The 22,291-nt window shown below is 67.4% G+C and carries 26 protein-coding genes; 8 read left to right on the forward strand and 18 right to left on the reverse strand.

The annotated features are described in order from the left end of the window. The first annotated feature begins 3 nt into the window (after positions 1-3). Positions 4-195, forward strand: a complete 192-nt coding sequence (locus tag PJB24_RS06455) for a hypothetical protein (RefSeq protein WP_273843971.1) — start codon at positions 4-6, stop codon at positions 193-195. Positions 196-215: 20 nt separating this feature from the next. Here PJB24_RS06455 and PJB24_RS06460 read toward each other — a convergent pair whose 3' ends face one another. The 3 genes from PJB24_RS06460 to PJB24_RS15890 form a co-directional block, all read right to left on the reverse strand. Further along, on the reverse strand, positions 216-527 hold the full coding sequence (locus PJB24_RS06460; protein WP_273843973.1) for a hypothetical protein: 312 nt from the start codon (positions 525-527) through the stop codon (positions 216-218). 17 nt (positions 528-544) lie between these two features. After that, positions 545-1,243 carry a thermonuclease family protein gene (locus PJB24_RS06465; protein WP_273843976.1) on the reverse strand — a complete coding sequence of 233 codons (699 nt, stop codon included), beginning with the start codon at positions 1,241-1,243 and terminating at the stop codon, positions 545-547. Between the two features lie 297 nt (positions 1,244-1,540). Then, entirely contained in the window at positions 1,541-1,984 is a 444-nt protein-coding gene (locus tag PJB24_RS15890; RefSeq protein ID WP_420541899.1) for an excalibur calcium-binding domain-containing protein, read from the reverse strand. A gap of 118 nt (positions 1,985-2,102) precedes the next feature. Here PJB24_RS15890 and PJB24_RS06470 point away from each other — a divergent pair, with 118 nt between their 5' ends. Beyond that, positions 2,103-3,290, forward strand: a complete 1,188-nt coding sequence (locus PJB24_RS06470; protein ID WP_273843978.1) for a site-specific integrase — start codon at positions 2,103-2,105, stop codon at positions 3,288-3,290. A gap of 200 nt (positions 3,291-3,490) precedes the next feature. Here PJB24_RS06470 and PJB24_RS06475 read toward each other — a convergent pair whose 3' ends face one another. The 5 genes from PJB24_RS06475 to PJB24_RS06495 all read right to left on the reverse strand — a co-directional run bounded on the left by PJB24_RS06475 (position 3,491) and on the right by PJB24_RS06495 (position 7,766). After that, positions 3,491-3,796, reverse strand: coding sequence for a HigA family addiction module antitoxin (locus PJB24_RS06475; protein ID WP_273843979.1), 306 nt, complete (start codon positions 3,794-3,796; stop codon positions 3,491-3,493). Between the two features lie 97 nt (positions 3,797-3,893). Next, entirely contained in the window at positions 3,894-4,601 is a 708-nt protein-coding gene (locus PJB24_RS06480) for an MBL fold metallo-hydrolase (RefSeq protein ID WP_273843981.1), read from the reverse strand. Further along, positions 4,601-5,512 (reverse strand): class I SAM-dependent methyltransferase, encoded by a 912-nt coding sequence (locus tag PJB24_RS06485; RefSeq protein ID WP_273843982.1) that lies wholly within the window; start codon positions 5,510-5,512, stop codon positions 4,601-4,603. Before PJB24_RS06485 ends, PJB24_RS06480 begins: the two co-directional genes overlap by 1 nt. Before the next feature lie 75 nt (positions 5,513-5,587). Further along, the gene (locus PJB24_RS06490; protein WP_273843984.1) at positions 5,588-6,565 is read right to left on the reverse strand and encodes a zinc-binding dehydrogenase; all 978 of its coding nucleotides are present in this window, start codon (positions 6,563-6,565) and stop codon (positions 5,588-5,590) included. A gap of 160 nt (positions 6,566-6,725) precedes the next feature. Further along, positions 6,726-7,766 (reverse strand): PA0069 family radical SAM protein, encoded by a 1,041-nt coding sequence (locus PJB24_RS06495; RefSeq protein WP_420541901.1) that lies wholly within the window; start codon positions 7,764-7,766, stop codon positions 6,726-6,728. A gap of 177 nt (positions 7,767-7,943) precedes the next feature. Between PJB24_RS06495 and cas6 the strand changes: the two genes are divergently transcribed. Together cas6 and PJB24_RS06505 are read left to right on the forward strand one after the other, a co-directional pair. Then, on the forward strand, positions 7,944-8,060 hold the full coding sequence (gene cas6, locus PJB24_RS06500; RefSeq protein ID WP_273843986.1) for a CRISPR system precrRNA processing endoribonuclease RAMP protein Cas6: 117 nt from the start codon (positions 7,944-7,946) through the stop codon (positions 8,058-8,060). A gap of 51 nt (positions 8,061-8,111) precedes the next feature. Then, positions 8,112-9,287, forward strand: coding sequence for an acyl-CoA dehydrogenase family protein (locus PJB24_RS06505; RefSeq protein WP_273843988.1), 1,176 nt, complete (start codon positions 8,112-8,114; stop codon positions 9,285-9,287). Here PJB24_RS06505 and PJB24_RS06510 read toward each other — a convergent pair. Then, positions 9,246-10,178 (reverse strand): inorganic phosphate transporter, encoded by a 933-nt coding sequence (locus tag PJB24_RS06510; RefSeq protein ID WP_273843990.1) that lies wholly within the window; start codon positions 10,176-10,178, stop codon positions 9,246-9,248. The genes PJB24_RS06505 and PJB24_RS06510 overlap by 42 nt on opposite strands. A gap of 38 nt (positions 10,179-10,216) precedes the next feature. Here PJB24_RS06510 and PJB24_RS06515 point away from each other — a divergent pair, with 38 nt between their 5' ends. Further along, positions 10,217-11,920, forward strand: a complete 1,704-nt coding sequence (locus tag PJB24_RS06515) for an acyl-CoA mutase large subunit family protein (RefSeq protein WP_420541900.1) — start codon at positions 10,217-10,219, stop codon at positions 11,918-11,920. Here PJB24_RS06515 and panC read toward each other — a convergent pair. Both panC and panB read right to left on the reverse strand, forming a co-directional pair. Continuing rightward, complete coding sequence (gene panC / locus PJB24_RS06520) at positions 11,917-12,795, reverse strand: pantoate--beta-alanine ligase (protein WP_273843994.1); 879 nt, start codon at positions 12,793-12,795, stop codon at positions 11,917-11,919. The two genes, PJB24_RS06515 and panC, sit on opposite strands and share 4 nt — an antisense overlap. Next, positions 12,780-13,628: a 3-methyl-2-oxobutanoate hydroxymethyltransferase gene (panB, locus tag PJB24_RS06525; RefSeq protein ID WP_273843996.1), complete on the reverse strand. Its 849-nt coding sequence runs from the start codon at positions 13,626-13,628 to the stop codon at positions 12,780-12,782. Before panB ends, panC begins: the two co-directional genes overlap by 16 nt. A 122-nt stretch (positions 13,629-13,750) precedes the next feature. Between panB and PJB24_RS06530 the strand changes: the two genes are divergently transcribed. After that, positions 13,751-14,419 carry a DUF5612 domain-containing protein gene (locus PJB24_RS06530; RefSeq protein WP_273843999.1) on the forward strand — a complete coding sequence of 223 codons (669 nt, stop codon included), beginning with the start codon at positions 13,751-13,753 and terminating at the stop codon, positions 14,417-14,419. 4 nt (positions 14,420-14,423) lie between these two features. Here PJB24_RS06530 and PJB24_RS06535 read toward each other — a convergent pair whose 3' ends face one another. The 7 genes from PJB24_RS06535 to PJB24_RS06565 form a co-directional block, all read right to left on the reverse strand. Continuing rightward, positions 14,424-15,179 (reverse strand): cytochrome c biogenesis CcdA family protein, encoded by a 756-nt coding sequence (locus PJB24_RS06535; RefSeq protein ID WP_273844001.1) that lies wholly within the window; start codon positions 15,177-15,179, stop codon positions 14,424-14,426. Continuing rightward, positions 15,176-15,733, reverse strand: a complete 558-nt coding sequence (locus PJB24_RS06540; RefSeq protein ID WP_273844185.1) for a peroxiredoxin family protein — start codon at positions 15,731-15,733, stop codon at positions 15,176-15,178. The genes PJB24_RS06535 and PJB24_RS06540 overlap by 4 nt, the downstream gene beginning before the upstream one ends. A 2-nt stretch (positions 15,734-15,735) precedes the next feature. Further along, entirely contained in the window at positions 15,736-16,059 is a 324-nt protein-coding gene (locus PJB24_RS06545) for a hypothetical protein (protein ID WP_273844002.1), read from the reverse strand. Next, positions 16,056-16,460: an ArsR/SmtB family transcription factor gene (locus PJB24_RS06550; RefSeq protein ID WP_273844004.1), complete on the reverse strand. Its 405-nt coding sequence runs from the start codon at positions 16,458-16,460 to the stop codon at positions 16,056-16,058. The genes PJB24_RS06545 and PJB24_RS06550 overlap by 4 nt, the downstream gene beginning before the upstream one ends. 19 nt (positions 16,461-16,479) lie before the next feature. Next, positions 16,480-17,025, reverse strand: a complete 546-nt coding sequence (locus PJB24_RS06555; protein WP_273844005.1) for an alkylmercury lyase family protein — start codon at positions 17,023-17,025, stop codon at positions 16,480-16,482. A 14-nt stretch (positions 17,026-17,039) separates the two neighbouring features. Next, a complete protein-coding gene (gene merA, locus PJB24_RS06560) occupies positions 17,040-18,686 on the reverse strand; it encodes a mercury(II) reductase (RefSeq protein ID WP_273844007.1) in 1,647 nt (548 codons plus the stop codon). 90 nt (positions 18,687-18,776) lie between these two features. After that, positions 18,777-20,123, reverse strand: a complete 1,347-nt coding sequence (locus tag PJB24_RS06565) for a dihydrolipoyl dehydrogenase family protein (protein WP_273844009.1) — start codon at positions 20,121-20,123, stop codon at positions 18,777-18,779. Positions 20,124-20,351: 228 nt separating this feature from the next. Here PJB24_RS06565 and PJB24_RS06570 point away from each other — a divergent pair, with 228 nt between their 5' ends. Beyond that, complete coding sequence (locus PJB24_RS06570; protein ID WP_420541902.1) at positions 20,352-21,290, forward strand: thiamine pyrophosphate-dependent dehydrogenase E1 component subunit alpha; 939 nt, start codon at positions 20,352-20,354, stop codon at positions 21,288-21,290. 4 nt (positions 21,291-21,294) lie between these two features. Further along, on the forward strand, positions 21,295-22,281 hold the full coding sequence (locus PJB24_RS06575; protein WP_273844013.1) for an alpha-ketoacid dehydrogenase subunit beta: 987 nt from the start codon (positions 21,295-21,297) through the stop codon (positions 22,279-22,281). Positions 22,282-22,291 lie beyond the last annotated feature (10 nt).

Raw genomic sequence — 22,291 nt, forward strand, 5'->3', positions numbered from 1 at the left:
GCGATGAGAGACGTATCGCCGAAGGTGACCGGGGCGACGATCGGCGCGGCGTTGACCACGCTCGTGCTCTACGCCATCGAGACGATCTGGCACGTGGATCTGCCCGCGAGCGTGGAGGGCGCCATTCTGACGCTCCTGGTCGCGCTCGTGACGTTTGTCGCCGGCTATCTACCGGAGGACCCGAAGCGGCGCTGATCCTTCATTCTATGGGGACTTTATTCCCATTCGTGTGGGTTTTTAACTTCAGGGATCTTGCGGGTCCTTTTAAATTCTTCATACCGAGCTTTTGCGTTTCTAACCCATCTCTCTATACGCTCAGGTTCTGCGAATTGTCCGTTAAGATACACCATGACGGCTCTTTTAGCCGTTTCCTCCTTGTCATCATAAGGACAGATCTTAAAAAGAGTCTTACCCGGCACATATCCCTTCTGTATGCTCTCGATCTCTCTTGCAACGGTGTATATCCATGGTCTCATATACAGTTGACCTTTGTTGTCCTTATCCAACTCAATGAGATAGCAAGTCATTTATCTCTTCTCCTAATTCATCGTTTTGCCGCTCGATATCCTGCAGCCTCGGCATCCTGCGGTGTGGCGTAGCACCTCACCGGGGTAGTTTCGTCGTAATATGCACCACCTGGCACATGGTAGATCCCCGACTGGTTGGCTTTCACCGGGTATCCTGGCGGGCAGTCGTACTTCGTGGCTGGCGGCACGCCACTCGCAGCTGATCCCGCAGGCTGGGAGCTGGCCGGGCTTTGTGGTACTGGCGGAGGGCTGCTCGTGAGAGCGGTAGAGCACCCGCCTCCTATCCCGTTTCCTCTATCGGTTTCCTGGCAGAGCTGGCTAGGCGGGAGTCCCCAGAGCCCGCGTCCTTCTGCCCGGGCCTGTCTCTGGGCCGCCAGAAAGCGATCCACGTACTTCACGTTTGGCGGGAACGTTGCCACCTGCGCGTATCCTTGCCTGACGAGTACCTCGTTGAACATCGTGTTCGGAGAGGTCCACACATAGGCCAGTAGACGGCCGTACGGGTCCACTTTCTCCACGTCGGTTTCGAGAGCCACCTTCTTCCCCAACAGATGAGAAGTGGTGAAGTCCGCCGCCTGTGGGCCATAGGGTTGCACAGGTGTTCCTGGCTTGTGGGTCTCGGGCGTATCCACGCCGATCAACCGCACGTCGGTGAGGCCATCTATCGGTGGTGAGATGTAGATCGTATCTCCATCCACCACGCGAGTCACGGTCACCACCGTCCCCCTGGAGGCCAGCCCGGAGGCCGGCGTATGGGGGGAGCTCGCCGGCTTGCTGTTTGCCGCTGGAGCAGAGCTCGCCGGCGTTTTCCGGTGTGTGGCCGGTGGGGTGTGCCTTACAGTGTGTGTTGTGGCCGGCTTTGCACTCGCCCCGCTACTGCTCTTGGCCTGCACTGTTGCGCTGCTTGAGACGGACGGTGAGCTACTGGATGAAACGGCGCCCTGCTCCGAGCACCCGGTGAGGAGCGCGAGGAGCAGGGCTACCAGTGCAGGCAGGAGCTTTTTCACTGTGTGTTAGCTTCGCCTCGCCAAGATCATGAGCAGAGCGCCTGCAGCGAGAACCCCGGTGCCGATCGGAAGCAGCAAGCTCGGCCCGCCGGTGTTGGGAAGCGGCAGGTTCCCGCCGGCGTTCAGGGCTGTCCCGGTGGACGGCGTAGAGTATTGTTGCGCGGCTGGCGTGCTGGATGCCGGAGTGCTCGTAGCGGGTGTGGAGCTCGTCGGAGAACTCGCCGGAGCGCTGCTGCCACCTGGCAAGCTCTCGCAGGCTATCCCGTCGTGGTCGGCATCGAGGTTGTCGAAGTTATTTGAGGCACTGCCGCCATGTGCGTCGAAGTACGCCTGTGCCTGCTGTTGAGTTGCAAAGTCCGAGCAGTCTTTATCCGGCTGTGCCAACACTGCTGGAGCAAAAACTAGCATCGCCAGTGCACAAAGTGCACTGAGATATACTAACCTCCTCATATCCCTCCCTTCGATTCCTGCCTGCCTACTGGCATTCTATGAGTGCCGGGTTTCCAGGGTCAAGAGCCAGGTGGCCAAACTTCTTGCGAGCGCTCGCACTGTTCGGGAAAATGAGCGCATGGCTAGAGCAAACGGGGAAGGGAGCGAGCCGCGCCGGAGGAAAGACGGACTATGGCAGTCGAACTACACCGTCTATATTGACGGTAAGCGCAAGCTCAGGAGCGTATACGGGCGTACAAAGAACGAGTGCCGCAAGAAGCTCAGGGAGAAGCTGGCTGAGCGTGATGGCGGGATCGTCTTTGACACGAAGAACCTCACCGTTGCCGAGTACCTGGACCGCTGGCTGGCGTGGTTCAGGGTCCGCGCCAGGAGCGTGCGCACCTACGACGACTACGAGTATGTCATCAGGTGCCACGTCCATCCCGAGCGCATCGGACGTCTCAAGCTGGACAGGCTGACCGGGGCACATATAGACGAGCTCTATGCTGCCAAGCTTCACTCGGGCCTCTCCAGCGAGACGGTCCTGCACGTCCACAGGACCCTGAGGCGCGCGTTCAACCAGGCCGTGCGCTGGAGGATGATACCTCGCAATCCGGTCCTCGACGCCACGCCCCCGCCGAAGAGGAAGCGCCCGGCAACAGTGCTCTCCGGTGAGCAGGTCCTCCAATTCATTGAGCGGGCGGGAACGCGCCGGCTTTTCCCCCTCTACGTCCTTGACGCACTCACAGGTCTGAGAAGCGGGGAGATTCTGGGGCTTTCCTGGGAAGACCTCTCGCGCGACGCCGAAGGTCCGCTACTTCGGGTCCACAGGCGCCTGCTGAGCTCCTCCGAGGGCGTCAGGCTCGTGGAAGGTACGAAGACGGGCGCCGGCATGACTGTGAGGCTGCCGGAGCTTGGCGAGGCGGTCCTGCGCATACACCGCAAGCGACAGCTCGAAGAGAGAATGCGCGCGGGGCCAGCCTGGCGGGAGACGGGCTTGATCTTCACCACCCGTCGCGGCGGGTGGATACATCCCAACAACGTCTCCGGCTACCTGCGCAAGGACCTCGAGGCTGCGGGGCTACCCCCGGTCCGCTTCCACGATCTCAGACACTCACTGGCCACCATCATGGCCCTCGACGGTGCACACGTCGCCGTCGTCGCTGGTATGCTCGGGCACGCGAGCCCCACCACCACCCTCAACACCTACACTCACTTCGTGCCCGGCATGCAGGCCATGGCCGTCAAGCGCCTCAACGAGCTCTTTCCGGCCTCCTTGGTCGCCGATCTCGAGGATTTGCCTGATCTCTCTCAGGAGCCGTCCTGAGCAGCGCGTTATGGTAACGTTATGGTAATACAACGACTGACCGCTCCTTTTATCCTTTATCTAAGGCAAATGCTTGCTGAACGCGGCTGACTCTGGATCAGCTAGTCCTGGTTCGAATCCAGGCCCGGCAGCTCCCTGAAAGAGGCCCGCGACCGGAGGTGCGGGCTGCCGTCCTCTGCTCCAGGCGGCGTCGAGCGGCATCATCTACCACTCCATCTTCCGGCTTCGATCTTCGCCCTCTCCAGATCGTAGCTGCTCTGGAGGTTCAGCCAGAAGCTCTCACTGGTCCTGGACCAGCGAGCCAATTTCAGAGCCATCTTGGCCGAAAGCCCCCTTTTCTCGTTCACGATCTCGTAGATGCTCTGGCGGGGCACCCCGAGTGCCTTCGCGAGCCGGTCTGCGTTCATCTTGAGCGGAACCAGCCACTCTTCGCGCAGGATCTCGCCGGGGTGCACCGGGAGGTAGACCCTTGCCTCCCTCTCTATCTCCTTGCTCCAGTCTCCCATTCCTTCCTCCTGGTGGTCCGCGAGCGCTACTTCGTAGACGTCTTTGCCACAGGGATCTCTGTTCGAAGCCGGGATTTTCTTTCGTTCCCGCACACTTTCAGTGCAGCTCGCGCCCTAGATGTTCGAGGTGCGCCCGGGCGGAGAGCCTGGCGTAGGGGCGCATCTCCTCCGGAACTTCGGGGTAGGCCAGCTCCACCACCTCCTCGAGCGAGGCCGCGCCGGCTTCCAGCGCGGCCAGGACCCTCCGCTCACGCTCTTTGCGGTGCGCGATGTACTCCTCGACTTTCGCCTTGCCATCCGCTACCTCCGGGCCGTGACCAGGGAGGATGCGGGCGGGGGAGAGTGTCCGGACCCTCTCGAGCGAGGCCATGTACGCCCCGAGGTCGCCCTCCGGCGGGGCGATGATGATGCTGCCCCTGCCGGCGATGAGGTCTCCTGAGAGCAGGGTGCGGCTCTCGGGGTGCCAGAAGCAGAGATGGTCGGGAGAATGCCCCGGTGTGTGGAGTGCGATAAGCTCTCCCACCCTGGCTCCGTCGTCGAGGCCGGATCCGAAGGAGAGCACCTGTGCCCCGCAGAGCCTGGAGAGCCGGACCGCCCCGGCCGAGTGGTCCGGGTGGGAGTGGGTGAGGAGTATGGTCTCGACCGGATCCGCGGAAGCCACCCTCTCGAGGTGCACCTCGTCGTCCGGACCCGGGTCGATGACCGTACCCGCGAAGACGTAGGTGTTCGTGCCTTCGAGCGTGAGCGGGCCGGGGTTGGGGGCCGCGATCCTCCGGAACTCGTGCGGGGCGTGCTCGCCGGACATCATCCGCCCCGGCGGCTCGCCGCGAGGTGCACCCGGGGGCCGTGTCGGTTGTCCGGGAGCAGGGCGATGGTCTCTATGCGGGTGTAGCCGCTCCCGGAGAGCAGACGGTGGAGTTCGTCCAGCGTCGGCCAGAAGGCCGTGGGGGAGAGGCCGCTCTGTGGGTCTCCGGGGTCTTCCTCGCGCACCCAGCCCATAAGACCCTCCCTCTCGGTGAGGTCCCATTCAGGACGGGCGTACTGGGTGTCGAGGTAGAGGTTCGGGGAGATGGATGAGAGGCGCTGCACGAAGCGCCGCGGATGCGAGAGGTGGTAGAGTAGCCCGCAGCAGAAGACGGCGTCGAAGGTGCCGTAGGAGGAGAGGTCGTCCTCCTCCAGGTCGGTCGTGTGGAAGGATACGTTCTTCACCCCGAAGAGGCCTTTCAGAAACTCCGCCCGCTCCACGTTCCCGGGCCTTCCCTCTAGCCCGACCACCTCCCGGGCCCTTCTGGCGAGCTCGAGCGTCATCGCCCCCTCCAGCGAGCCGGGCTCGAGCACCCGGCCCCGGGAGGCCTCCGGGAAGGCCTCGAAGAACTCTCTGAGACGGGGGCTTGAGTGACGGGTGGCGCGGCCGTAGACCCTGCCGTCTATCCGCACGCCCGTGACCCACGGCCCGCGCCGCTCGAAGGCGTCGGCGAGCAGGTAGTGGAGCATCCTCCTCTCCTCGTCGCGGGTTTGCTCGAGCTCCCCGAGCCGGGTTTTCAGGTCGGAGATCCTCTTCGCCCGCTTCTGGGAGGTCCTGCGGGCGGCGTGCAGACCCCGCTTCAGGGTTCGGAGGTGGTCCTGCGGCAGATCACGCCCGAGCCCCGCCTCCAGCCTCAGGAAGGCCTCGAGCGGGCCCAGGGAGAGCCTCCTGTCCACAGAGATGTGAGGCACGATGGACTCCAAACCGCCTGACCGGGAAGATGTTAACAGGGTGTGACGGGTTTGACCGGCGAGAATTGATTCTTCTCATTCCCGGGAGACCACCAGCAGGGTCTTCCCGACGGTCTCGCGAGACTCTATGGCGGCGTGGGCCTCGGCGACACGTTCGAGCGGGAAGGTCTGCCCGATGACCGGGCTTATACGTCCCTCTGCGGCCTCGGAGAGCGCCCGGCGGACCAGGCGCTTCGCCTCTGTGGGGGCGAACTGTACCCGTTCGATCCCGCAGACGGTTATCCCGCGCCGCTGCGCCTCTTTGGGGTCTATCCCGGCGAAGGCGCCGCCGGGCGTCCCGTGGGCGGAGAACCACCCACCGCGAGCTGTGACCTCGAACGCTTCCCTGCCGAGATGCCCTCCGGCCCCGTCGAATACCACATCGGGTCCCGCGCCGCCGGTCATCTCGCGTACCCGCTCGGGCCAGCCCGGCTGCGAGTAGTCTACCGCCGCATCGGCCCCCAGCCTCCGGATGAGGGCCAGTTTCCGCTCCGTGCGAGCCGCCCCGATGACCCGGGCGCCCGCCACGTGCGCCAGCTGCACCAGCAGGGTGCCCAGGCCGCCGGCCGCGGCCACGACCAGCACCCATGTCCCCGGCTCGATCGGGGCTTCGTCGGCAAGGCCGAGCGCTGTGGCCCCATCGTGCAGGAGCGCCGCAGCCTCGGGCAGACCGAGCCCGTCCGGCACCGGGATCAGAGCCCCCTCCGGGACCGCAGCCTGCTCCGCGTAGCCGCCGCCGTCGGTCCTGGCGACGACGCGCCGCCCGATCCAGCCGGGGTCCACGCCCTCGCCGGTCGAGACAACCTCCCCCGCAACCCCGCCTCCCGGCACGTACGGCGGCTCTACCGGGAACCACTCCGTACCCCATCCGCGCCGGAGCTGGGTCTCGAGGAAGAGCACCGGAGCCACCGAGACCCCGACCACCACCTCCCTCGCGGCGGCTTTCGGATCCGGCGCCTCCTCCACCGCGAGTACATCGGGGCCTCCGAACCGTGTCGCGTAAACCACCCGCATTGTTTTACCTTTCCTCCTCTCAGGTGACCCTCGTGTCGAAGCCCGGACACAGCGATTTTCTCATCGGGCTCTGTCCATGCGTCGGAGTCTGAGGCCTGGATGGCAGATTTGCATCGTAAGGGGGTACGGTTCTGGTCCTGGCCCTCCGTACAGGTTCCTCTCAGGGACGATCGAAGAGCGTCGGCTGATCTCCTGGCACCCGGAAGGCGGCGACCGAGAGCTCGGGGAATCGATCGGAGATCCCGGCCCTGCGCCGGCTTATGTGGAAGAGCTGCGCGATGTGTTCCGCGATGGGTCCCTCGCCCCGCATGCGCGACCCGAAGCGCGGATCGTTGAGGCTGCCGCCCCTCATGGACCTTATGCGGCTTAAGACCTTCTCCCTGCGCTCCGGAAAGTTGCGTGAGAGCCAGTCCTCGAAGACCTTCGCGACCGCCCCCGGCAGGCGCACCGGGACGCAGGCGGCGAAGGTTGCTCCGGCCTCCGCGGCGGCGGAGAGCAGCGCGGGCAGCTCGTGGTCGTTCAGACCGGGGATGATAGGGGCGGTCATCACCCCGACCGGGATGCCGGCTTCGGAGAGTTTCCTCATCGCGTCCAGGCGTCGCCGGGGGCTCGAGGTTCTCGGCTCCATGCGACGTCTCAGGTCTTCGTCGAGGGTCGTCAGGCTCACGGCGACGGATATCGCGCCGTGCTTCGCGAGCTCTTCGAGGAGGTCTATGTCGCGGGTTACGAGGTGGTTTTTGGTCACGACGGCCAGGGGGTTGCGGAACTCCGCGAGCACCTCGACGCAGCGGCGGGTGATCCCGAGCTTCCTCTCGACCGGCTGGTAGGGGTCGGTGACCCCGCTCAGGGAGAGGACCTTCGGCTTCCAGCGGGGTGAGGAGAGCTCTTTTCGCAAAAGCTCAGGGGCATCTTCTTTGACGAGGACCCGGCTCTCGAAGTCCAGCCCGGCCGAGAACCCCAGGTACTCGTGGGTCGGGCGGGCGTAGCAGTAAGCACAGCCGTGCTCGCAACCCCGGTAGGGGTTGATGCTGGCCTCGAAGCCGATGTCCGGGCTGGCGTTGCGAGTAATGACGGAACGCGAACGATCGCGCAGGTATACGGTCTCTGGTCTGTCGGGAGCCTCGTCTTCGACAGGCTCCGGCACGACTTCGATCCTCTCGAATCGATTGGTGGGGTTCATGGAGGCCCCACGCCCCATCATCCTGCGCCGTCCCGTCACCCGACTCTCCTTTTTGTGAGAGACAAACTCCATTCCGATCGGAGTATATTTCAGTTTCCTGGCTGACGTGATTGGGCCTGCAACTTTTGAAGAACCAGCAGATCCCCCGCCCCTACGTCTTCGAGCCACCGGAGGAGACGAGGATGGAGTACGGGCCGGGTGGAGTACGCCGGTCCCCTGGAGGAGTTCCTGCCGCTGCTCTGTCTGGGCCAGCTCACCCACGTCGGGCGGCGTGCCGTCTTCGGGCTCGGGCGCTACCGCGTGCTCGCTGCGTGAGCGGGTTGCATATAATCGTTTTCTGAGCAGGCGCGAAGACGGGGGTGATGCATGAACTTCGAGCTGAGCAGGGAGCAGCGGGAGGTGAGGGAGGAGGCGGCGCGCTTCGCCGACGAGGTGGTGGCGCCGGGGGCGGCCGAGCGGGACCAAAACGACGTCTATCCGCAGGAGATCTTCGAGAAGCTCGCCGCGATGGGCTTCATGGGACTCTGCGTGCCCGTAGAGTACGGCGGGGCCGGGAAGGACTTCCTCTCCTACGTGCTCGCCATCGAGGAGCTCAGCCGCGCCGACGCCGGGGTGGGGGTTACGCTCGCGGTGCACACCAGCGCCGGAACGCTCCCTATCCTGCAGTACGGCACCGAGGAGCAGAAGCGGCGGTGGGTGCCGCCGCTCGCCCGCGGCGAGAGAGTGGGCTGCTTCGCCCTCACCGAGCCCGGGGCGGGCTCCGACGCCGCTGCGATCGAAGCGAAAGCCGAGCGGGCCCCCGGCGGCTACCGCATAAGCGGGCACAAGCAGTGGATCACCAACGGCCGGGTCGCGGGGACCATGATCCTCTTCGCCCGCGCCCCGGAGGGCGTGACCGCCTTCATCGTGCCGATGGACGCGGAAGGGATCTCTTTAGGCAGGCACGCGAGGAAGATGGGCGTCATCTCCGCCACCACCGACGACGTCCTGCTGGACGGCGTCTTCGTCCCGGAGGAGGACGTGCTCGGGGAGGCGGGGAAGGGCCTGCACGTCGCGCTCGGGACGCTGGACCCGGGGAGGATCGGGATCGCCGGGCAGGCGCTCGGGATCGCCGAGGCCGCCTTCCGGTATGCATCGCGCTTCGCGGTCGAGAGGAGCGCGTTCGGCAAACCCATAGCCGGGCACCAGGCTATCTCCTTCAAGCTCGCCGACATGCAGGTGAAGATAAGGGCGGCGCGGCTTCTCACCTACGAGGCCGCCTGGATGAAGGACCGGGGGATGAGCGTCACCGAGGCCGGCGCGCGGGCCAAGCTCTACGCTTCGCAGGTGGCCAACGAGATCGCCTACGAGGCGGTGCAGATCCTGGGCGGCAGGGGGTACATGAAGGACGAGGGGCCGGTGGAGAGGCTCTACCGGGACGCGCGGGTCACCGAGATCTACGAGGGCACCAGCGAGGTGCAGCGCATCGTCATCTCCCGCTCCATCCTGCGCGGGGTCTCCTCAGAGAAGGGCGTGCAGCAGCAGGTCCAGCACCGCGGCTGAGACGGTCCCGAGCAGCGGCGAGAGGATCCAGTTCAGGGCGATGTTGCGCAGCGCGCCGCGGTTGAGCTTGCTGCGGTCGGTCGCGAGCCCCACCCCGGCGAGCCCGCCGACGACGCTCTGGTTGATCGAGGCGTTGTACCCGAAGGCGTTCAGCGTCGAGATCGCCGCGGCCTTGGCGAACTGGGCCGTCGCGGCGAGCGGCACGTCCAGCGGCAGGATCTCGTGCCCGATACGCTCCAGGAGCCTTCTGCCCCAGCTCACCACCCCCAAAGCCATGAAGACCCCGCCCCAGAGCGCCGCGACCCTGGGGGAGAAGATCCCGGCGTCGGCGAGCGAGGCGGCGGCGTTGCTCACGTCGTTCGAACCCATCGTGAACGAGCTGTAGAGCGCGGTCACGACGAGGAACGCCGCGAGCGCCCCCCGGCCCCGCCGGGCGATGCCGAGCCCCGCGCGCGCCAGGACGAACCCCAGGACGAGCGACAGCACCGGTCCCGCGGCCCAACCCAGGACCACGAGCCCGAAGAGCCCCCCGCGCACCGGAAGGCCCGCGGCGAGCGCCGCCCCGAGGAGCGAGAACGCGTAGATCTGGATCGTCGAGACCGGGAGCCTGTAGTAGGTGGAGGCTATGGTCACCAGCGAGGCGGCTATCTGCGAGGCCGCGACGTCCTCCGCCGGGGCGCTCTCGATGAGGTCCGCGTAGGTCCCGATGACGTTGAGCCCGGCGGCCGTCGCCCCGATGACGACGCAGACCGCCGCGAGCCCGAGCGCCCGCCGGAGCGTGAGCACCCCCGCGCCGTAGGCCGTACCCATCACCGAGCCGGTGTAGTGGCTGCCCATGCTCCACGCGAACAGCGCGCTCGCGGCCAAAAGCAGGACTTCCAGCAGGCTCATGCGAGCAAGTATACAAAGTGGTGTGGGATGGTATAGTCATGCTTGACCGCCCGTACAGAGGGAAGAGGGAAGCGACCTGCAGGAGGAGCGCCTTGGACACCAGGAAGAAGAGCGCCCGCGAGAGCTGGGAAGAGGCGTACTCGAAGAGCCCGGAGCGTGACGCGGAGTTCTCGACCATCTCCGGCGTGCCGATCAAACCGCTCTACACCCCGGAGGATCTCGGGGACTTCGATTACGAGGAGAAACTGGGCTACCCCGGCGAGTACCCCTACACCCGCGGGGTCTACCCCACGATGTACCGCGGCAGGCTATGGACGATAAGGCAGTTCGCCGGCTACGGGGACGCCGGGGAAACCAACCGGCGCTTCCGCTACCTGCTCGAGCAGGGCCAGACCGGGCTCTCCGTCGCCTTCGACATGCCCACCCTCATGGGGCTCGACTCCGACTCGCCGCGCTCTTTGGGCGAGGTGGGGACCGAGGGGGTCGCCATAGACTCCCTCGAGGACATGGAGCGGCTCTTCGAGGGCATCCCGATGGACGAGATCACGACCTCGATGACCATCAACGCCCCGGCGATGGTGCTTCTGGCTATGTACGTCGTCGCGGCCGAGAAGAAGGGGATCCCGCCGGAGAAGCTCGGGGGGACCAACCAGAACGACATCCTCAAGGAGTACATCGCGCAGAAGGAGTGGCTCTACCCGCCCGGCCCCTCGATGCGCATCTTCAAGGACATGCTCGTCTACGCCACGCGGCACATGCCGAAGTGGAACACGGTCTCCATCTCGGGCTACCACATCCGGGAGGCGGGCTCCACCGCGGCGCAGGAGCTGGCCTTCACCCTCTCCGACGGGTTCGCCTACGTCGAGGCCGGCATCGAGGCGGGGCTCGGGGTGGACGAGTTCGCCCCCCGCTTCTCGTTCTTCTTCAACTCGCACATAGACTTCTTCGAGGAGATCGCCAAGTTCCGCGCCGCGCGGCGCATCTGGGCGCGCGAGATGAAGGAGCGCTACGGGGCGAAGGACCCCAGGAGCATGAGGATGCGCTTCCACACCCAGACGGCGGGGTGCTCGCTCACGGCGCAGGAACCCTACAACAACGTCGTCCGCACGGCCTTCGAGGCGCTGGCGGCGATCCTGGGCGGCACCCAGTCGCTGCACACCAACTCGCTGGATGAGGCCCTGGCGCTGCCGACCGAGGAGGCGGTGCGCATAGCCGTGCGCACCCAGCAGATAGCGGCGCACGAGACGGGCGTGGCGAACACGATAGACCCTCTCGGCGGCTCGTACTTCGTCGAGGCCCTCACCGACGAGATGGAGCGGCAGGCTTACGAGTACTTCCGGCAGATAGACGAACTCGGCGGGGTCATCCCGGCGATCGAACAGGGCTTCCAGATGCGCGAGATCGCCGAGGCCTCCGCCCGCTACCAGCGGGAGATGGAGGAGGGGCGCCGTCGGGTGGTGGGCGTGAACGTCTACGAGCCCGAGGAGGAGACCGACGTCGAGCTGCACCGCATCCCGCCCGAGGTCGCGGAGCGTCAGATAGAGCGCGTCAAAGACCTCAAGAGGAGGCGCGACAACCGGCTGGTGCGCCAGCGCCTCGAGGAGCTCAAGCGGGTGGCCCGCGGCGACGGGAACACGATGTATCCCATACTCGAGTGCGTCCGCGCCTACGCCACCGAGCAGGAGATCTGCGACGCGCTCAAGGAGGTCTTCGGCACCTACACCGAGACCCCCGTGATCTAGGGTATCCCGGCGTTGTCTATGAGGTGGGTCCGGCCGACCCGGGCGGCGATGATCGCCCGGGCCGGCCTCTCTCCGAGCCTCTCGAGCCTCTCCAGGCTCTCCGCGTCGACCACCGCGGCGTACTGCAGCCCGACGAGCGGCTCTCTGCCACAGACCTCCAGCATCGCCGCCTCCAGCTTCTTCGCCGAGCGCTCGCCCTCCCGCGCCAGCTCGGCGCACCGTCCGAGCGCCCTGGAGAGGGAGAGCGCCGCCTCCCTCTCTTCGGGGGAGAGGTAGACGTTGCGGCTGCTCATCGCGAGACCATCCTCCTCGCGCACCGTCGGGCAGCCCACCACCTCCACCCCGAGCTGAAGTTCCCGCGCCATCCTGCGCACGATGACGAGCTGCTGGTAGTCCTTCTCCCCGAAGTACGCCCGGTGCGGCCTCACCGCGGCGAAGAGCATCGTGACGATCGTGGCGACGCCCCGGAAGTGCCCCGGCCTCACCTCCCCCTCCCACATCTGACCGAGCCTGCCCGGATCCACCGAGGCACGCCCTCCGGAGGAGAGGTCGGGGTCCTCCTCCCCGTACATCGCCTCGATGGTCGGGGAGAAGACGGCGTCCGCGCCCTCGCGGGCGAGCAGGGCCCGGTCGCGCTCGAGGTCGCGGGGGTAGGTCTCGAAGTCCTCCCCCCGTCCGAATTGGGTTGGGTTGACGAAGACCGAGACCACGACCCTCTCACACTCTGAACGGGCCCGGCGGACGAGCGAGAGGTGTCCCTCGTGCAGCGCGCCCATCGTGGGGACGAGCCCCACGGTCTGCCCGGAGGCGCGCCAGCGCTCCGAGAGGTCGCGCATCTCCTCCGGGGTCGAGGCCGTCTCTAGCCCTGCTCCCACCGGCGGCGCTCCTCCTCGTCGAGGTTCCAGCCGTGCTCCGGCGCGGGGAACGCGCCGGAGCGGACCTCCGCGACGAACTCTCCGGTGGCCCGCTGGAGAACCTCCCGTACTTCGGCGTAGCGCCGGACGAAGCGCAGCGGCGGTCCAGCAGAGAGGCCGACGAGATCGTGCCAGACGAGCACCTGCGCGTCGCAGGCCGCCCCGGCCCCGATGCCGATCGTGGAGATGGAGAGCTCTTCGGTGATCCGCCGGGCGACCTCGGAGGGGACCGCCTCCAGAACCACCGCACAGCAGCCGGCTTCCTCGACGGCTCTGGCGTCCTCCAGCAACCTCCGGGCCGCCTCCGCGCTTTTGCCCTGCACGACGCTCCCGAAGCTGAGCGAGGACTGAGGGGTGAACCCGAGGTGCCCGACGACGGGGACGCCCATCCCGACGAGCGCCCGGATGCCTTCCAGGGCGGCCCGGTCGGCACCCTCGAGCTTTACCGCCTGCGCTCCGGCCCGCACGAGGGCGGCGCCGTTCTCGGTTGCGCTCTCCAGCGTGGCGTAGCTCCCGAAGGGAAGGTCTGCGACCACCGGGACGTCCGGGCGCGGCGAGCTCGCTACCCCGCGGACCACCGCCCCGGTGTGCCGCAACATATCCTGCATCGTGACCGGGATGGTGCTCTCGTAGCCGAGGATGACGTTGCCTAAAGAATCCCCGACCAGGATCATGTCCACCCCCGCCTCGCAGCAGAGAGCCGCGGTCGGGGCGTCGTAGATCGAGACCATGGCGAGGCGCCGGCCTTCGGCGCGGGCGTCGGCGAGCAGACGGGGGAGGGATCTCCCGGGCAAGCTCAGCTCCTCGGCTCGACGTCGTCTACTGGTGCCACGCGCGGTATGTTAGCAGATGATTCCCTCCGCAGGGTTGCTCGGTTAGAATGTCCTGCCGTCATGGGCATTGCTGGAGCGGACGGATGAGCGGGGTCGAGGAGGCACCCCTGGCGCTCGTGGTGCGTACCCCGGACGAGCCGGGAATACTGCACGCGCTCACCAGCGTCATACTCGACCACCGGGCGAACATCACCTACATAGACATCTCCGAGCGGCGGGGAGGGGAGTCGAGGATCTACCTCGAGCTGGAGGACGTACCCTCCCCGGAGGTGCTCGTGGCGGACATCGAGGGGCTGCCGGTAGTCCGGGAGGTCGAGCGGGCCCCTTCGTTCGCCAAGGTCTACGGCAAGAGGATCATCGTCGTCGGCGGCGGGGCGCAGGTGGGGCAGGTCGTCGTCGGGGCGGTCGCGGAGGCCGACCGGCACAACATCCGGGGCGAGAAGATCTCGGTGGACACCATCCCGCTCGTGGGGGAGGAGAACCTGGCGGCCGCGGTGCGCGCGGTGGCGCGCCTTCCGCGGGCGGTGGCGCTGGTTCTGGCCGGGGCGCTCATGGGCGGGGACGTGGCGCGGGCGGTCTACGAGATAAGGGAGCGGGGCATCATCGTGCTCTCGCTGAACATGGCCGGCAGCGTTCCGGAGGCGGCGGACCTCGTCGTGAGCGACCCGGTGCAGTGCGGCGTGATGGCGGTGATGGCCGTAGCCTCCTCGGCCCGCTTCGACATAGACAGACAGCGGGGCCGCCGCTACTGAGCTCTCAGGGGAGCCGGCCGGCGGGCACCCCTCCCTGCACGGCCCAGTAATAGATTATGTAGGCCCCGGCGAGCACGAGCAGCGCGGCCGAGGCGAACCGGACGTAGGGCAGCGCCCCGCGCACCCACTTCACGATCCCCTGCTTGAAGAGAGCCAGAGCCAGGGTGAGCCCGACGAGCACCACCGCCATCCCGAGGGCGAAGTCCAGGAAGCGCCCGATGCCGGTGAGCGTCCCGCCCGAGGCGAGGCTGCTCCCGACGAGGACGAGGAAGAGCGGGAGGGCGCAGCTCATCGAGGCGAGACCGTAGGCCACCCCGAAGAGGAAGAACCCCCTCACGCTGACCTCCTTCGCCGGGCTCGGGGCGAGCCGCTCGAAGGTCCCGACGTAGAGGCTGCGCCCGGCGAGCATCCACAGCCCGACCAGCACGAGCGCCACCCCGATCGCGACCCCGACGGCGGGCATCGCCGAGAGCACCGCGGCGCCGCCGGCGGAGATCACGGCCCCTATCGCGGTGAACAGGAGCACGAACCCTGAAGAGGCGACCGCACCGACCACAAGCGCCCGCCCCAGCCGCGAGGGCAGGGACCGCCCGTCGAGATCCTCTCCCGAGCCGAGGTAGAGCGAGAGGTAGGCGGGGAGCATCGCGAACCCGCAGGGGGTCACGGCGGCGACCATCCCGGCGGCGAAGGCGAGACCGAACGGCAGGGCGCCGCCGATCCCCGAGAACCAGTTGGCCACAAGCGACTGCAGCCCGCTCACAGACCCTCCTTCTCGAGCACCTGCTCCAGCTTGCTCTTCGGGGTGGGGGCGGCGTCGCGGTAGACGATCTTACCCTTGCGGTCGATGATGATCGTGGTGTCGAGGGAGCTCACCCCGAGCCGGTGGGCGACCTTACCGCTCCTGTCCACCGCCCAGGGCAGCGGCCTTATGTTCCCGGCCCGGCGGAAGGCGGCTATAGTCTTCGCGTCGTCCCTGGGGTCGACCGAGATGATGAGGAGGTCGAGTCCCTTCTTGTGGTAGCGGGGGTAGAGTTCGGACCAGGCCTTGCTCTCGGGGATGCACGAACCGCACCAGCCGGCCATGAAGTACAGCGCGACGACCCTGCCCTGCTCCTTCGAGAGTTCGAAGGTCTTGCCGTCCAGGGTCTTTATGCTGAAGTTCGGGGCCTGCCTGCCGGGGGCGGCTTGCGCGGCAGCCGATGCCGGGGGGGCGCTCCGCGGGGCCGGGGCGCCGCCGCTCGCCTGCGCGCCGCAGCCTGCGAGCGTGAGCACGAGGAGCACCAGCCCGGCTGCAAGGAGGGTGCTGCGTCCCATTCTCACCGCTTCCCGCTCTCCTTAGCGGCGAGGGCGGGATCCTCCCGGCCGTTTATCGGTTGTGCCGGTCGCCGGACCGGACGGCGGCACGCTTCCGTACGCCCCTGCTCCTTCTTGCGTCCCGCGAGGTAGAGGCCCACGGCGAGCGCGGCGACGAAGTACGCGCTCGCCCCGGCGACGACGAGTCCCGTATGGGCCGCGAGCGCCGCTCCCAGCGCGGTGCCGCCGAGCAGCCCGATCAGGATCGGGAGGGTGATGGCCAGGTGGCAGGGGCAGACGACGATCGCGCTCGCCGCCAGCACGTAGCCCACGATCTTCCGCTTCATCGGCCCCGCTCCCCGGTCCAGGTGCACTCGCCGGTGATCTCGCACGCCTCGACGTGCTCGCGGTTGTCCGCGAGAAGCTCCTCGCTGAGCCTGAGGATCTCGAGCACCCGCTCGTCGGATATCGCGTAGTAGGCCCGCCTCCCCTCGCGCCGCGCCCGCACGTAGCCGCACCACGAAAGGCACTGCAGGTGTACCGAGACCCGCGGCTGGGTCGCCCCGACGGCCTCGACGATCTCCGAGACGCTCGCCTCGCCGCGGCGTGCCAGGTACGCGAGAATCGACATCCTCGTCGGGTCGGCGAAGCCGTCGAAGAGCTTGGCTGCGACCTTCATGTCCGGGCTCTCCTTCCCGATTCTGGCCCCCGCGAGCGGCGGGCTCTCCTCTATTCTCTCTTCCGGCACTTCGTCTCCACCTCCTCTTCTAGCAGCACGCCCCCTCGCCGGACCAGTCCCGGGCGAGGGCGAACGCATCCTCCAGCGTCAGGGCGAGCGTGATCGCCTCGGGCTCCTTCTCCTTCGCCCACCGTTCATAATCCTCGAGCGAGCGGAAGGCGTTCAGGTACGGGCAGAGCACCTCCTGGACCGGCCCGGCTCCTCTCCTCGCCACGCCGAAGGAGACGACCGCGCTTTCGGGGTTCGCCTCGACGCCGTCCCCGGTGACGAACGCGGTGACCTCACCGCCCGCCGGGCTCTGCGAGCGGACCTCGACCGGCTCGCCGCGCAGCGCGAACGGGAGCATCAGCGCGTCCATGAAGCAGTGGGTGTGGAGGGTCTCGCCGGGCAGGCGCGTCTCGTGGCGGGTCTTCTCCTGCGAGACGAGATCCTCCACCCGCGGGACCGCAAGCTCGCGGGCGAAGGCGCCGCTCAGGTCGCCGGGCGTCTCGAGCTCCGCGAGATGCGGGAGCCCGAAGACCTCCCGCAACCGCTCCCGCATCTCCTCCGGCAGCCTTGTATCTTCGTAGCCCATCGTTCTCCTTCTTCCTATGCCGCGCAGCAGGAGAGCTTCGAGACGTCGCGCCCGAAGGACTGGGCGGCGAGCTTTATTCCCTCGGACATCGTCAGGTACGGCGCCCAGGTGTCGGCGAGGTCCTGCACGGTGAGGCCGAACTTTACCGCGTACACCCCCGCAAGGATGATCTCCCCGGCGTTCTCGCCGACGGCGTGCGCCCCTAAGACCTTCCCGCTCTCCTTCTCGGCGACGAGCTTGACCATCCCGCGGGTGTCGAGGTTGACGATGGCCCGGGGGACGTTCTCCAGGTCCAGCATCCGGCACTCGCACGCGTATCCTTCCTCGTGCGCCTGGGCGTCGGTGAGGCCGACGGCGGCGATGTTCGGCGTGGTAAACGTGACCCGCGGCAGTGCTGCGTAGTCCATCGCGCGTCCGGCGCCGAGGAGGGCGTTCCCGGCGGCGAGGGTGCCCTGCGCGGCGGCGACGTAGACGAACTGCGGGGCCCCGGTTACGTCCCCCGCCGCGAAGACCCTGGGGTTGGTCGTCCGGAGCTCGTCGTCCAGCACCAGGGCGCCGCGTTCGTCGCGCTCTATCCCGGCCTTCTCCAGCCCGAGCCCGTCGAGCACCGGGCGGCGGCCGGTGGCGACCAGGATCTCGGAGGCCGCGATCTTTCGCTCCTCGCCGCCCGAGGAGGCGATCACCAGCCTGTTGTTTTCGCCGCCCTCGACGCGCTCGACCCGCGCGGAGGTGATGACCTCCACGCCCTGCTCCCGCAGGACCTCCTCGATCCAGCGCGAGACCTCCGGCTCCTCGCCGGGGGCGAGCCGGTCGAGCATCTCCACGATGGTGACCCGGCTCCCGAGGTCGGCGAAGAGCTGGCCCATCTCGAGCCCGATGTAGTTGCCGCCGATGACGACGAGCGACCCGGGGAGCTCATCGAGCTCCATCGCGCCCTCGTAGGTGAGGTAGCCGGCCTCCTCGAGACCCTCTATCCGGGGAACCCACGGCCTGGCCCCCGTCGAGATCAGGTAACTCTGCGCCGTGATCCTTCGGCCCCCGACCTCGATGGCCTCCGGCGAGACGAAGCGGGCCTCTCCGCGGACGATCTCGAACCCGTACTCCGCGGCGAGATCCTCGTACTTCTCCCTGCGCAGCTTCGAGACCACCTCCGACTTCATCCCGACGAGCGCCCCGAAGTCCACCGCCCCGGCCGTGGTCTCGACGCCCCGGAACGGGTTGCTCCCCGCCCGATGGTAAGCCTCCGCCGCCGCGAGCAGGTTCTTGGAGGGGATGCACCCGACGTTCACGCACGTCCCCCCGACAGTCCCGCGCTCGACCATCGCGACGCGCGCCCCCTCGTCCGAGGCCCGGATCGCCGCCGCGAACGCCGCGCTGCCCGAGCCGATCACGGCCAGATCGTAGTCGTAACCGCCACCTCCGGTCTCCACCCGGACCCGGCGCTCCCGGACGTCCTCCAGCGAACGGGGCTCGTAGCCGGCCTCCCGGACGGCTCCCCGCAGCCCTTCCTCGTCCACCCCCTCCGGATCCTCGAAGACCGCCTCGCCCCGGCGGAAGTCCGCCGAAACCTCGCGCGCCCCGGCGCCCTCCAGCGCCCGACTCACCGCAACCTCGCAGTGGGAGCACGTCATGCCACCGATCTTCATCCGCCTCCGGCTCATCGATCCACCTCCATTAAATTCGCTCAAGCAAATAATATTCGAATGGGCAAATCTTTCAGTGGGAGGGGAGCCACTATCCGACGGGGCGCTCTAGAGCTCCAGCTTCTCCAGGGCCTCGAGGTACGCCTCGGAGTAGGTCGGGAACTGGGCCACCGAATCGAGGAGCTTCTCGATGGGGATCTCCGCCCGGATCGCGAGTGCGGCCTCGTGGATCCACTCACCCGCCAAAGGCGCGACGGCCCACGCCCCGACGAGCACCCCGCGCTCCCTGTCGGCGACGAGCGAGAGCGTGCCGCGGGGATTCTCCTCGTAGGTGTAGGGGCGGGCGATGGACTCCGCGAGGTCTATGCTGGCGACGGCGGCGTCGATGCCCCTCTCGCGGGCCTGATCGGCGGTGAGGCCGCAGGCGGCGATCTCCGGCTCGGAGAAGACCACACGGGGGATGCCCCGGTAGTCCGCCCGCCGCTCTCTGCCAAGGATGTTGTCCGCGACGACGCGGCCCTGGTACTTGGCGACGTGGGTGAAGAGCGCCACCCCCGTCACGTCCCCCAGGGCCCACACCCCCTCGGCGAGCCGGCAGCGATCGTCTATCGGGAGCCTTCCGCCCTGGAGCTCGATCCCGACGTTCTCCAGGCCTATCCCCTCCGTGCGCGGGGTGCGCCCGGCGGCGATCACGACCACGTCCGCCTCCACCTGCGTCCCGTCGTCGAGCTCGATGGTCGCCGCCTCCCCGTTTCTCCGGGCACGGACCGCTTTCCGGCCCGTGAGCACCCGCACGCCCTCCTCCTCGAGGTAGCGCCGGGCGAGCTCGCCGACCTGAGGGTCCTCGCGGTTTATCAGGTGGTCCGCCGACTGGACGATCGTCACCTCCGAGCCGAAGCGGGTGAGCCACTGGGCGGCCTCTATGCCGTTGGGACCCCCGCCGACGATGAGGGCGCGTCCGGGGACCTCGCGGCTCGTCGTCACCTCGCGGTTGGTCCAGACGGTGACATCATCGAGACCTTCGATGGGGGGGATGTTGGGGGAGGAGCCGGTCGCGACGATGATGTGCCCGGCCTCGATGGTTTCACCGTTCACCTCCACCCGTCCGGGTCCGGCGATGCGTCCCTCGCCCTTGAAGACCCGCGCACCCTTCTCTTCGTAGCCCTCGACCTGCGCGGCGTCGTCGAGGTGGCGGATCATGTAGTCCCGGTAGTCGAAGACCTCTTCGAGCGTCAGCGCGGGGGTGCCCGTCCCGAAGGCCCGCCGCGCCTCGTTTCTCACCTCCGGCGGCCTGAGGAGCGTCTTCGAGGGGATGCACGCCCAGTAGGCACACTCGCCCCCGATGAGCTCGCGCTCCACCACGGCGACCCTCTTGCCGCTCGAGATCAAACGACCCGCCGCCACCTCGCCACCGGGACCCATCCCGATCACCACGACATCGAACCTCTCCGCCATCCGCGCTTCCTCCCAAAATTGATTCGCTTATGCGAATCGATCTTACAAGTTACGCCCGATATTTCAAGGAGGGGGAGAGGGCCGGGTGCTCCGGGGCTCTGGTAGAATCGGAAAAGGGCATCCTGTCCCGCTTGTGTTCAGCGAGAGGTCGAGGCAGGAGGAGTGGATGTGGAGAAGACCCGCACCAGGCACGAGGCGCTAGGTCTCGACGAGGGTGACCTAATCAGGATGTACCGTGCCATGCTCTTGGCGCGGCGGACGGACGAGCGCATGTGGATCCTGAACCGTCAGGGCAGGGCGGCTTTCGTGATCTCCTGCCAGGGGCATGAAGCCGCGCAGGTAGGGGCGGCGTACAACCTGCGGCCCGGGTACGACTACCTGTATCCGTACTATCGGGATTTTGCGATGACCACCGTGCTCGGGCAGAGCGCGCGCGACCATCTTCTCAGCCTGCTCGGGAAGAAGGAGGATCCCAACAGTGCGGGTCGGCAGATGCCGGGTCACTTCTCCAGCCGCGAGCTGAGGATCGTCACCGCCTCGGCGCCGGTCGGGGTGCAGTATCCGCAGGCGGTCGGGAGTGCCCTGGCGTTCAGGCTGCGCGGGGAGGACGGTGTGGTGCTCGTCTCCGGCGGCGAGGGGTCGACCAGCGAGGGCGACTGGCATGAGGCGATGAACTTCGCCGGGGTGAGGAAGCTCCCGGTCGTCTTCCTGGTGCAGAACAACGCCTATGCCATCTCGGTGCCCGAGGAGCTGCAGGTCGCGGGTTCGATCGCGAAGCGCGCCGAAGGGTACGGCTTCCCCGGCGTGGCGGTGGACGGCAACGACGTGCTCGCCGTCTACGAGGTCGCAAAGGAGGCCTTCGGGCGGGCGCGGCGGGGCGAGGGGCCGACTTTGATCGAGGCGAAGACCTACCGCCTGACCGCCCACTCCTCCGACGACGACGACCGGCGCTACCGCGAGCGCGAGGAGATCGAAGAGTGGCGGCAGAAGGATCCGATCCTCCGCTTCGAGCGCTATCTCTTCGAGGTCGGGTTGCTCGACGAGGAGAAGAAGGAGGAGATCTCCGCGCAGATCAAAGCGGAGATCGACGAGGCGGTAGAGTACGCCGAGGCCGCGCCCTTCGCCGGGCCGGAGGAGGCGCTCGAGCGCGTCTACGCGGAGGCCTGAGGAGATGGCCGTCAGGAACCTGCTGCAGGCCATCCACGACGCCCTCGAGGAGGAGATGCGCGCCGACGAGACCGTCATGATCCTGGGCGAGGACGTGGGGAGGGCCGGGGGGGTCTTCCGGGTGACCGAAGGGCTGCAGGAGGAGTTCGGCCCCGACAGGGCGCTCGACACCCCGCTCGCCGAGAGCCTCATCGTCGGATCCGCGATAGGGCTCTCGGTCAACGGGATGCGGCCGGTCGCCGAGATACAGTTCGCGGACTTCATCCCGCCGGCCTTCGATCAGATCGTCTCCGAGGCCGCCCGCTTCTACTACCGCTCCAACGGGGCGTGGAACGTGCCGATCACGATCCGCGCTCCCTACGGCGTGGTGCCCGGCGGGGCGCTCTACCACTCCCAGTCCGTGGAGGCGTACTTCTGCAACACCCCCGGTCTCAAGGTCGTCGCCCCGACCTTCCCGAAGGAGGCCAAGGGGCTTTTGAAGAGTGCGATCCGGGACCCCAATCCCGTGCTTTTCTTCGAGCACAAGCGCTGTTACCGGCTGCTCAAGGAGGACGTTCCCGAGGAGGACTACACCGTCCCGATCGGGGAGGCGAAGATACACCGGGAGGGTGAGGACATCACCGTCGTCGCCTACGGGCTGGTGCTCCACACCGCGCTCGAGGTCGCGAAGAAGCTCTCCGGGGAGCACGGCATCGAGGCCGAGGTCGTGGAGCCCCTGACCCTCTACCCGCTGGACAGGGAGACGATCCTTGACTCGGCGCGCAAGACCGGGAAGTTCCTCGCGATCTCCGAGGCCAACATCACCGGCTCGGTGACGGCGGAGATGGCCGCGCTCGTGGCACGCGAGGCTTTCGAGTGGCTGGACGCGCCGGTGATGCGCCTCGGGGCGCCGGACATACCCGCCGCCGCCTTCGCGCGGCCGATGATGGACGCCTTCGTGCCCGATGCCGCGCTGATAGAGTCGGCCATGCTCGAGCTGGCCCGCTACTAGGGAGGGGGAG

Source organism: Rubrobacter calidifluminis, from assembly GCF_028617075.1.
Taxonomy (GTDB): Bacteria; Actinomycetota; Rubrobacteria; order Rubrobacterales; family Rubrobacteraceae; genus Rubrobacter_E; species Rubrobacter_E calidifluminis.

What these genes read in the sequence shown, in the direction of transcription:
- PJB24_RS06455 (WP_273843971.1), top strand. Translation starts at nt 4, where the DNA reads ATGAGAGACGTATCGCCGAAGGTGACCGGGGCGACGATCGGCGCGGCG.
- PJB24_RS06460 (WP_273843973.1), bottom strand. Translation starts at nt 527, where the DNA reads ATGACTTGCTATCTCATTGAGTTGGATAAGGACAACAAAGGTCAACTG.
- PJB24_RS15890 (WP_420541899.1), bottom strand. Translation starts at nt 1,984, where the DNA reads ATGAGGAGGTTAGTATATCTCAGTGCACTTTGTGCACTGGCGATGCTA.
- PJB24_RS06470 (WP_273843978.1), top strand. Translation starts at nt 2,103, where the DNA reads ATGGCTAGAGCAAACGGGGAAGGGAGCGAGCCGCGCCGGAGGAAAGAC.
- PJB24_RS06475 (WP_273843979.1), bottom strand. Translation starts at nt 3,796, where the DNA reads ATGGGAGACTGGAGCAAGGAGATAGAGAGGGAGGCAAGGGTCTACCTC.
- PJB24_RS06480 (WP_273843981.1), bottom strand. Translation starts at nt 4,601, where the DNA reads ATGTCCGGCGAGCACGCCCCGCACGAGTTCCGGAGGATCGCGGCCCCC.
- PJB24_RS06490 (WP_273843984.1), bottom strand. Translation starts at nt 6,565, where the DNA reads ATGCGGGTGGTTTACGCGACACGGTTCGGAGGCCCCGATGTACTCGCG.
- PJB24_RS06495 (WP_420541901.1), bottom strand. Translation starts at nt 7,766, where the DNA reads ATGATGGGGCGTGGGGCCTCCATGAACCCCACCAATCGATTCGAGAGG.
- PJB24_RS06505 (WP_273843988.1), top strand. Translation starts at nt 8,112, where the DNA reads ATGAACTTCGAGCTGAGCAGGGAGCAGCGGGAGGTGAGGGAGGAGGCG.
- PJB24_RS06510 (WP_273843990.1), bottom strand. Translation starts at nt 10,178, where the DNA reads ATGAGCCTGCTGGAAGTCCTGCTTTTGGCCGCGAGCGCGCTGTTCGCG.
- PJB24_RS06515 (WP_420541900.1), top strand. Translation starts at nt 10,217, where the DNA reads ATGCTTGACCGCCCGTACAGAGGGAAGAGGGAAGCGACCTGCAGGAGG.
- PJB24_RS06530 (WP_273843999.1), top strand. Translation starts at nt 13,751, where the DNA reads ATGAGCGGGGTCGAGGAGGCACCCCTGGCGCTCGTGGTGCGTACCCCG.
- PJB24_RS06540 (WP_273844185.1), bottom strand. Translation starts at nt 15,733, where the DNA reads ATGGGACGCAGCACCCTCCTTGCAGCCGGGCTGGTGCTCCTCGTGCTC.
- PJB24_RS06545 (WP_273844002.1), bottom strand. Translation starts at nt 16,059, where the DNA reads ATGAAGCGGAAGATCGTGGGCTACGTGCTGGCGGCGAGCGCGATCGTC.
- PJB24_RS06555 (WP_273844005.1), bottom strand. Translation starts at nt 17,025, where the DNA reads ATGGGCTACGAAGATACAAGGCTGCCGGAGGAGATGCGGGAGCGGTTG.
- merA (WP_273844007.1), bottom strand. Translation starts at nt 18,686, where the DNA reads ATGAGCCGGAGGCGGATGAAGATCGGTGGCATGACGTGCTCCCACTGC.
- PJB24_RS06565 (WP_273844009.1), bottom strand. Translation starts at nt 20,123, where the DNA reads ATGGCGGAGAGGTTCGATGTCGTGGTGATCGGGATGGGTCCCGGTGGC.
- PJB24_RS06570 (WP_420541902.1), top strand. Translation starts at nt 20,352, where the DNA reads ATGTACCGTGCCATGCTCTTGGCGCGGCGGACGGACGAGCGCATGTGG.
- PJB24_RS06575 (WP_273844013.1), top strand. Translation starts at nt 21,295, where the DNA reads ATGGCCGTCAGGAACCTGCTGCAGGCCATCCACGACGCCCTCGAGGAG.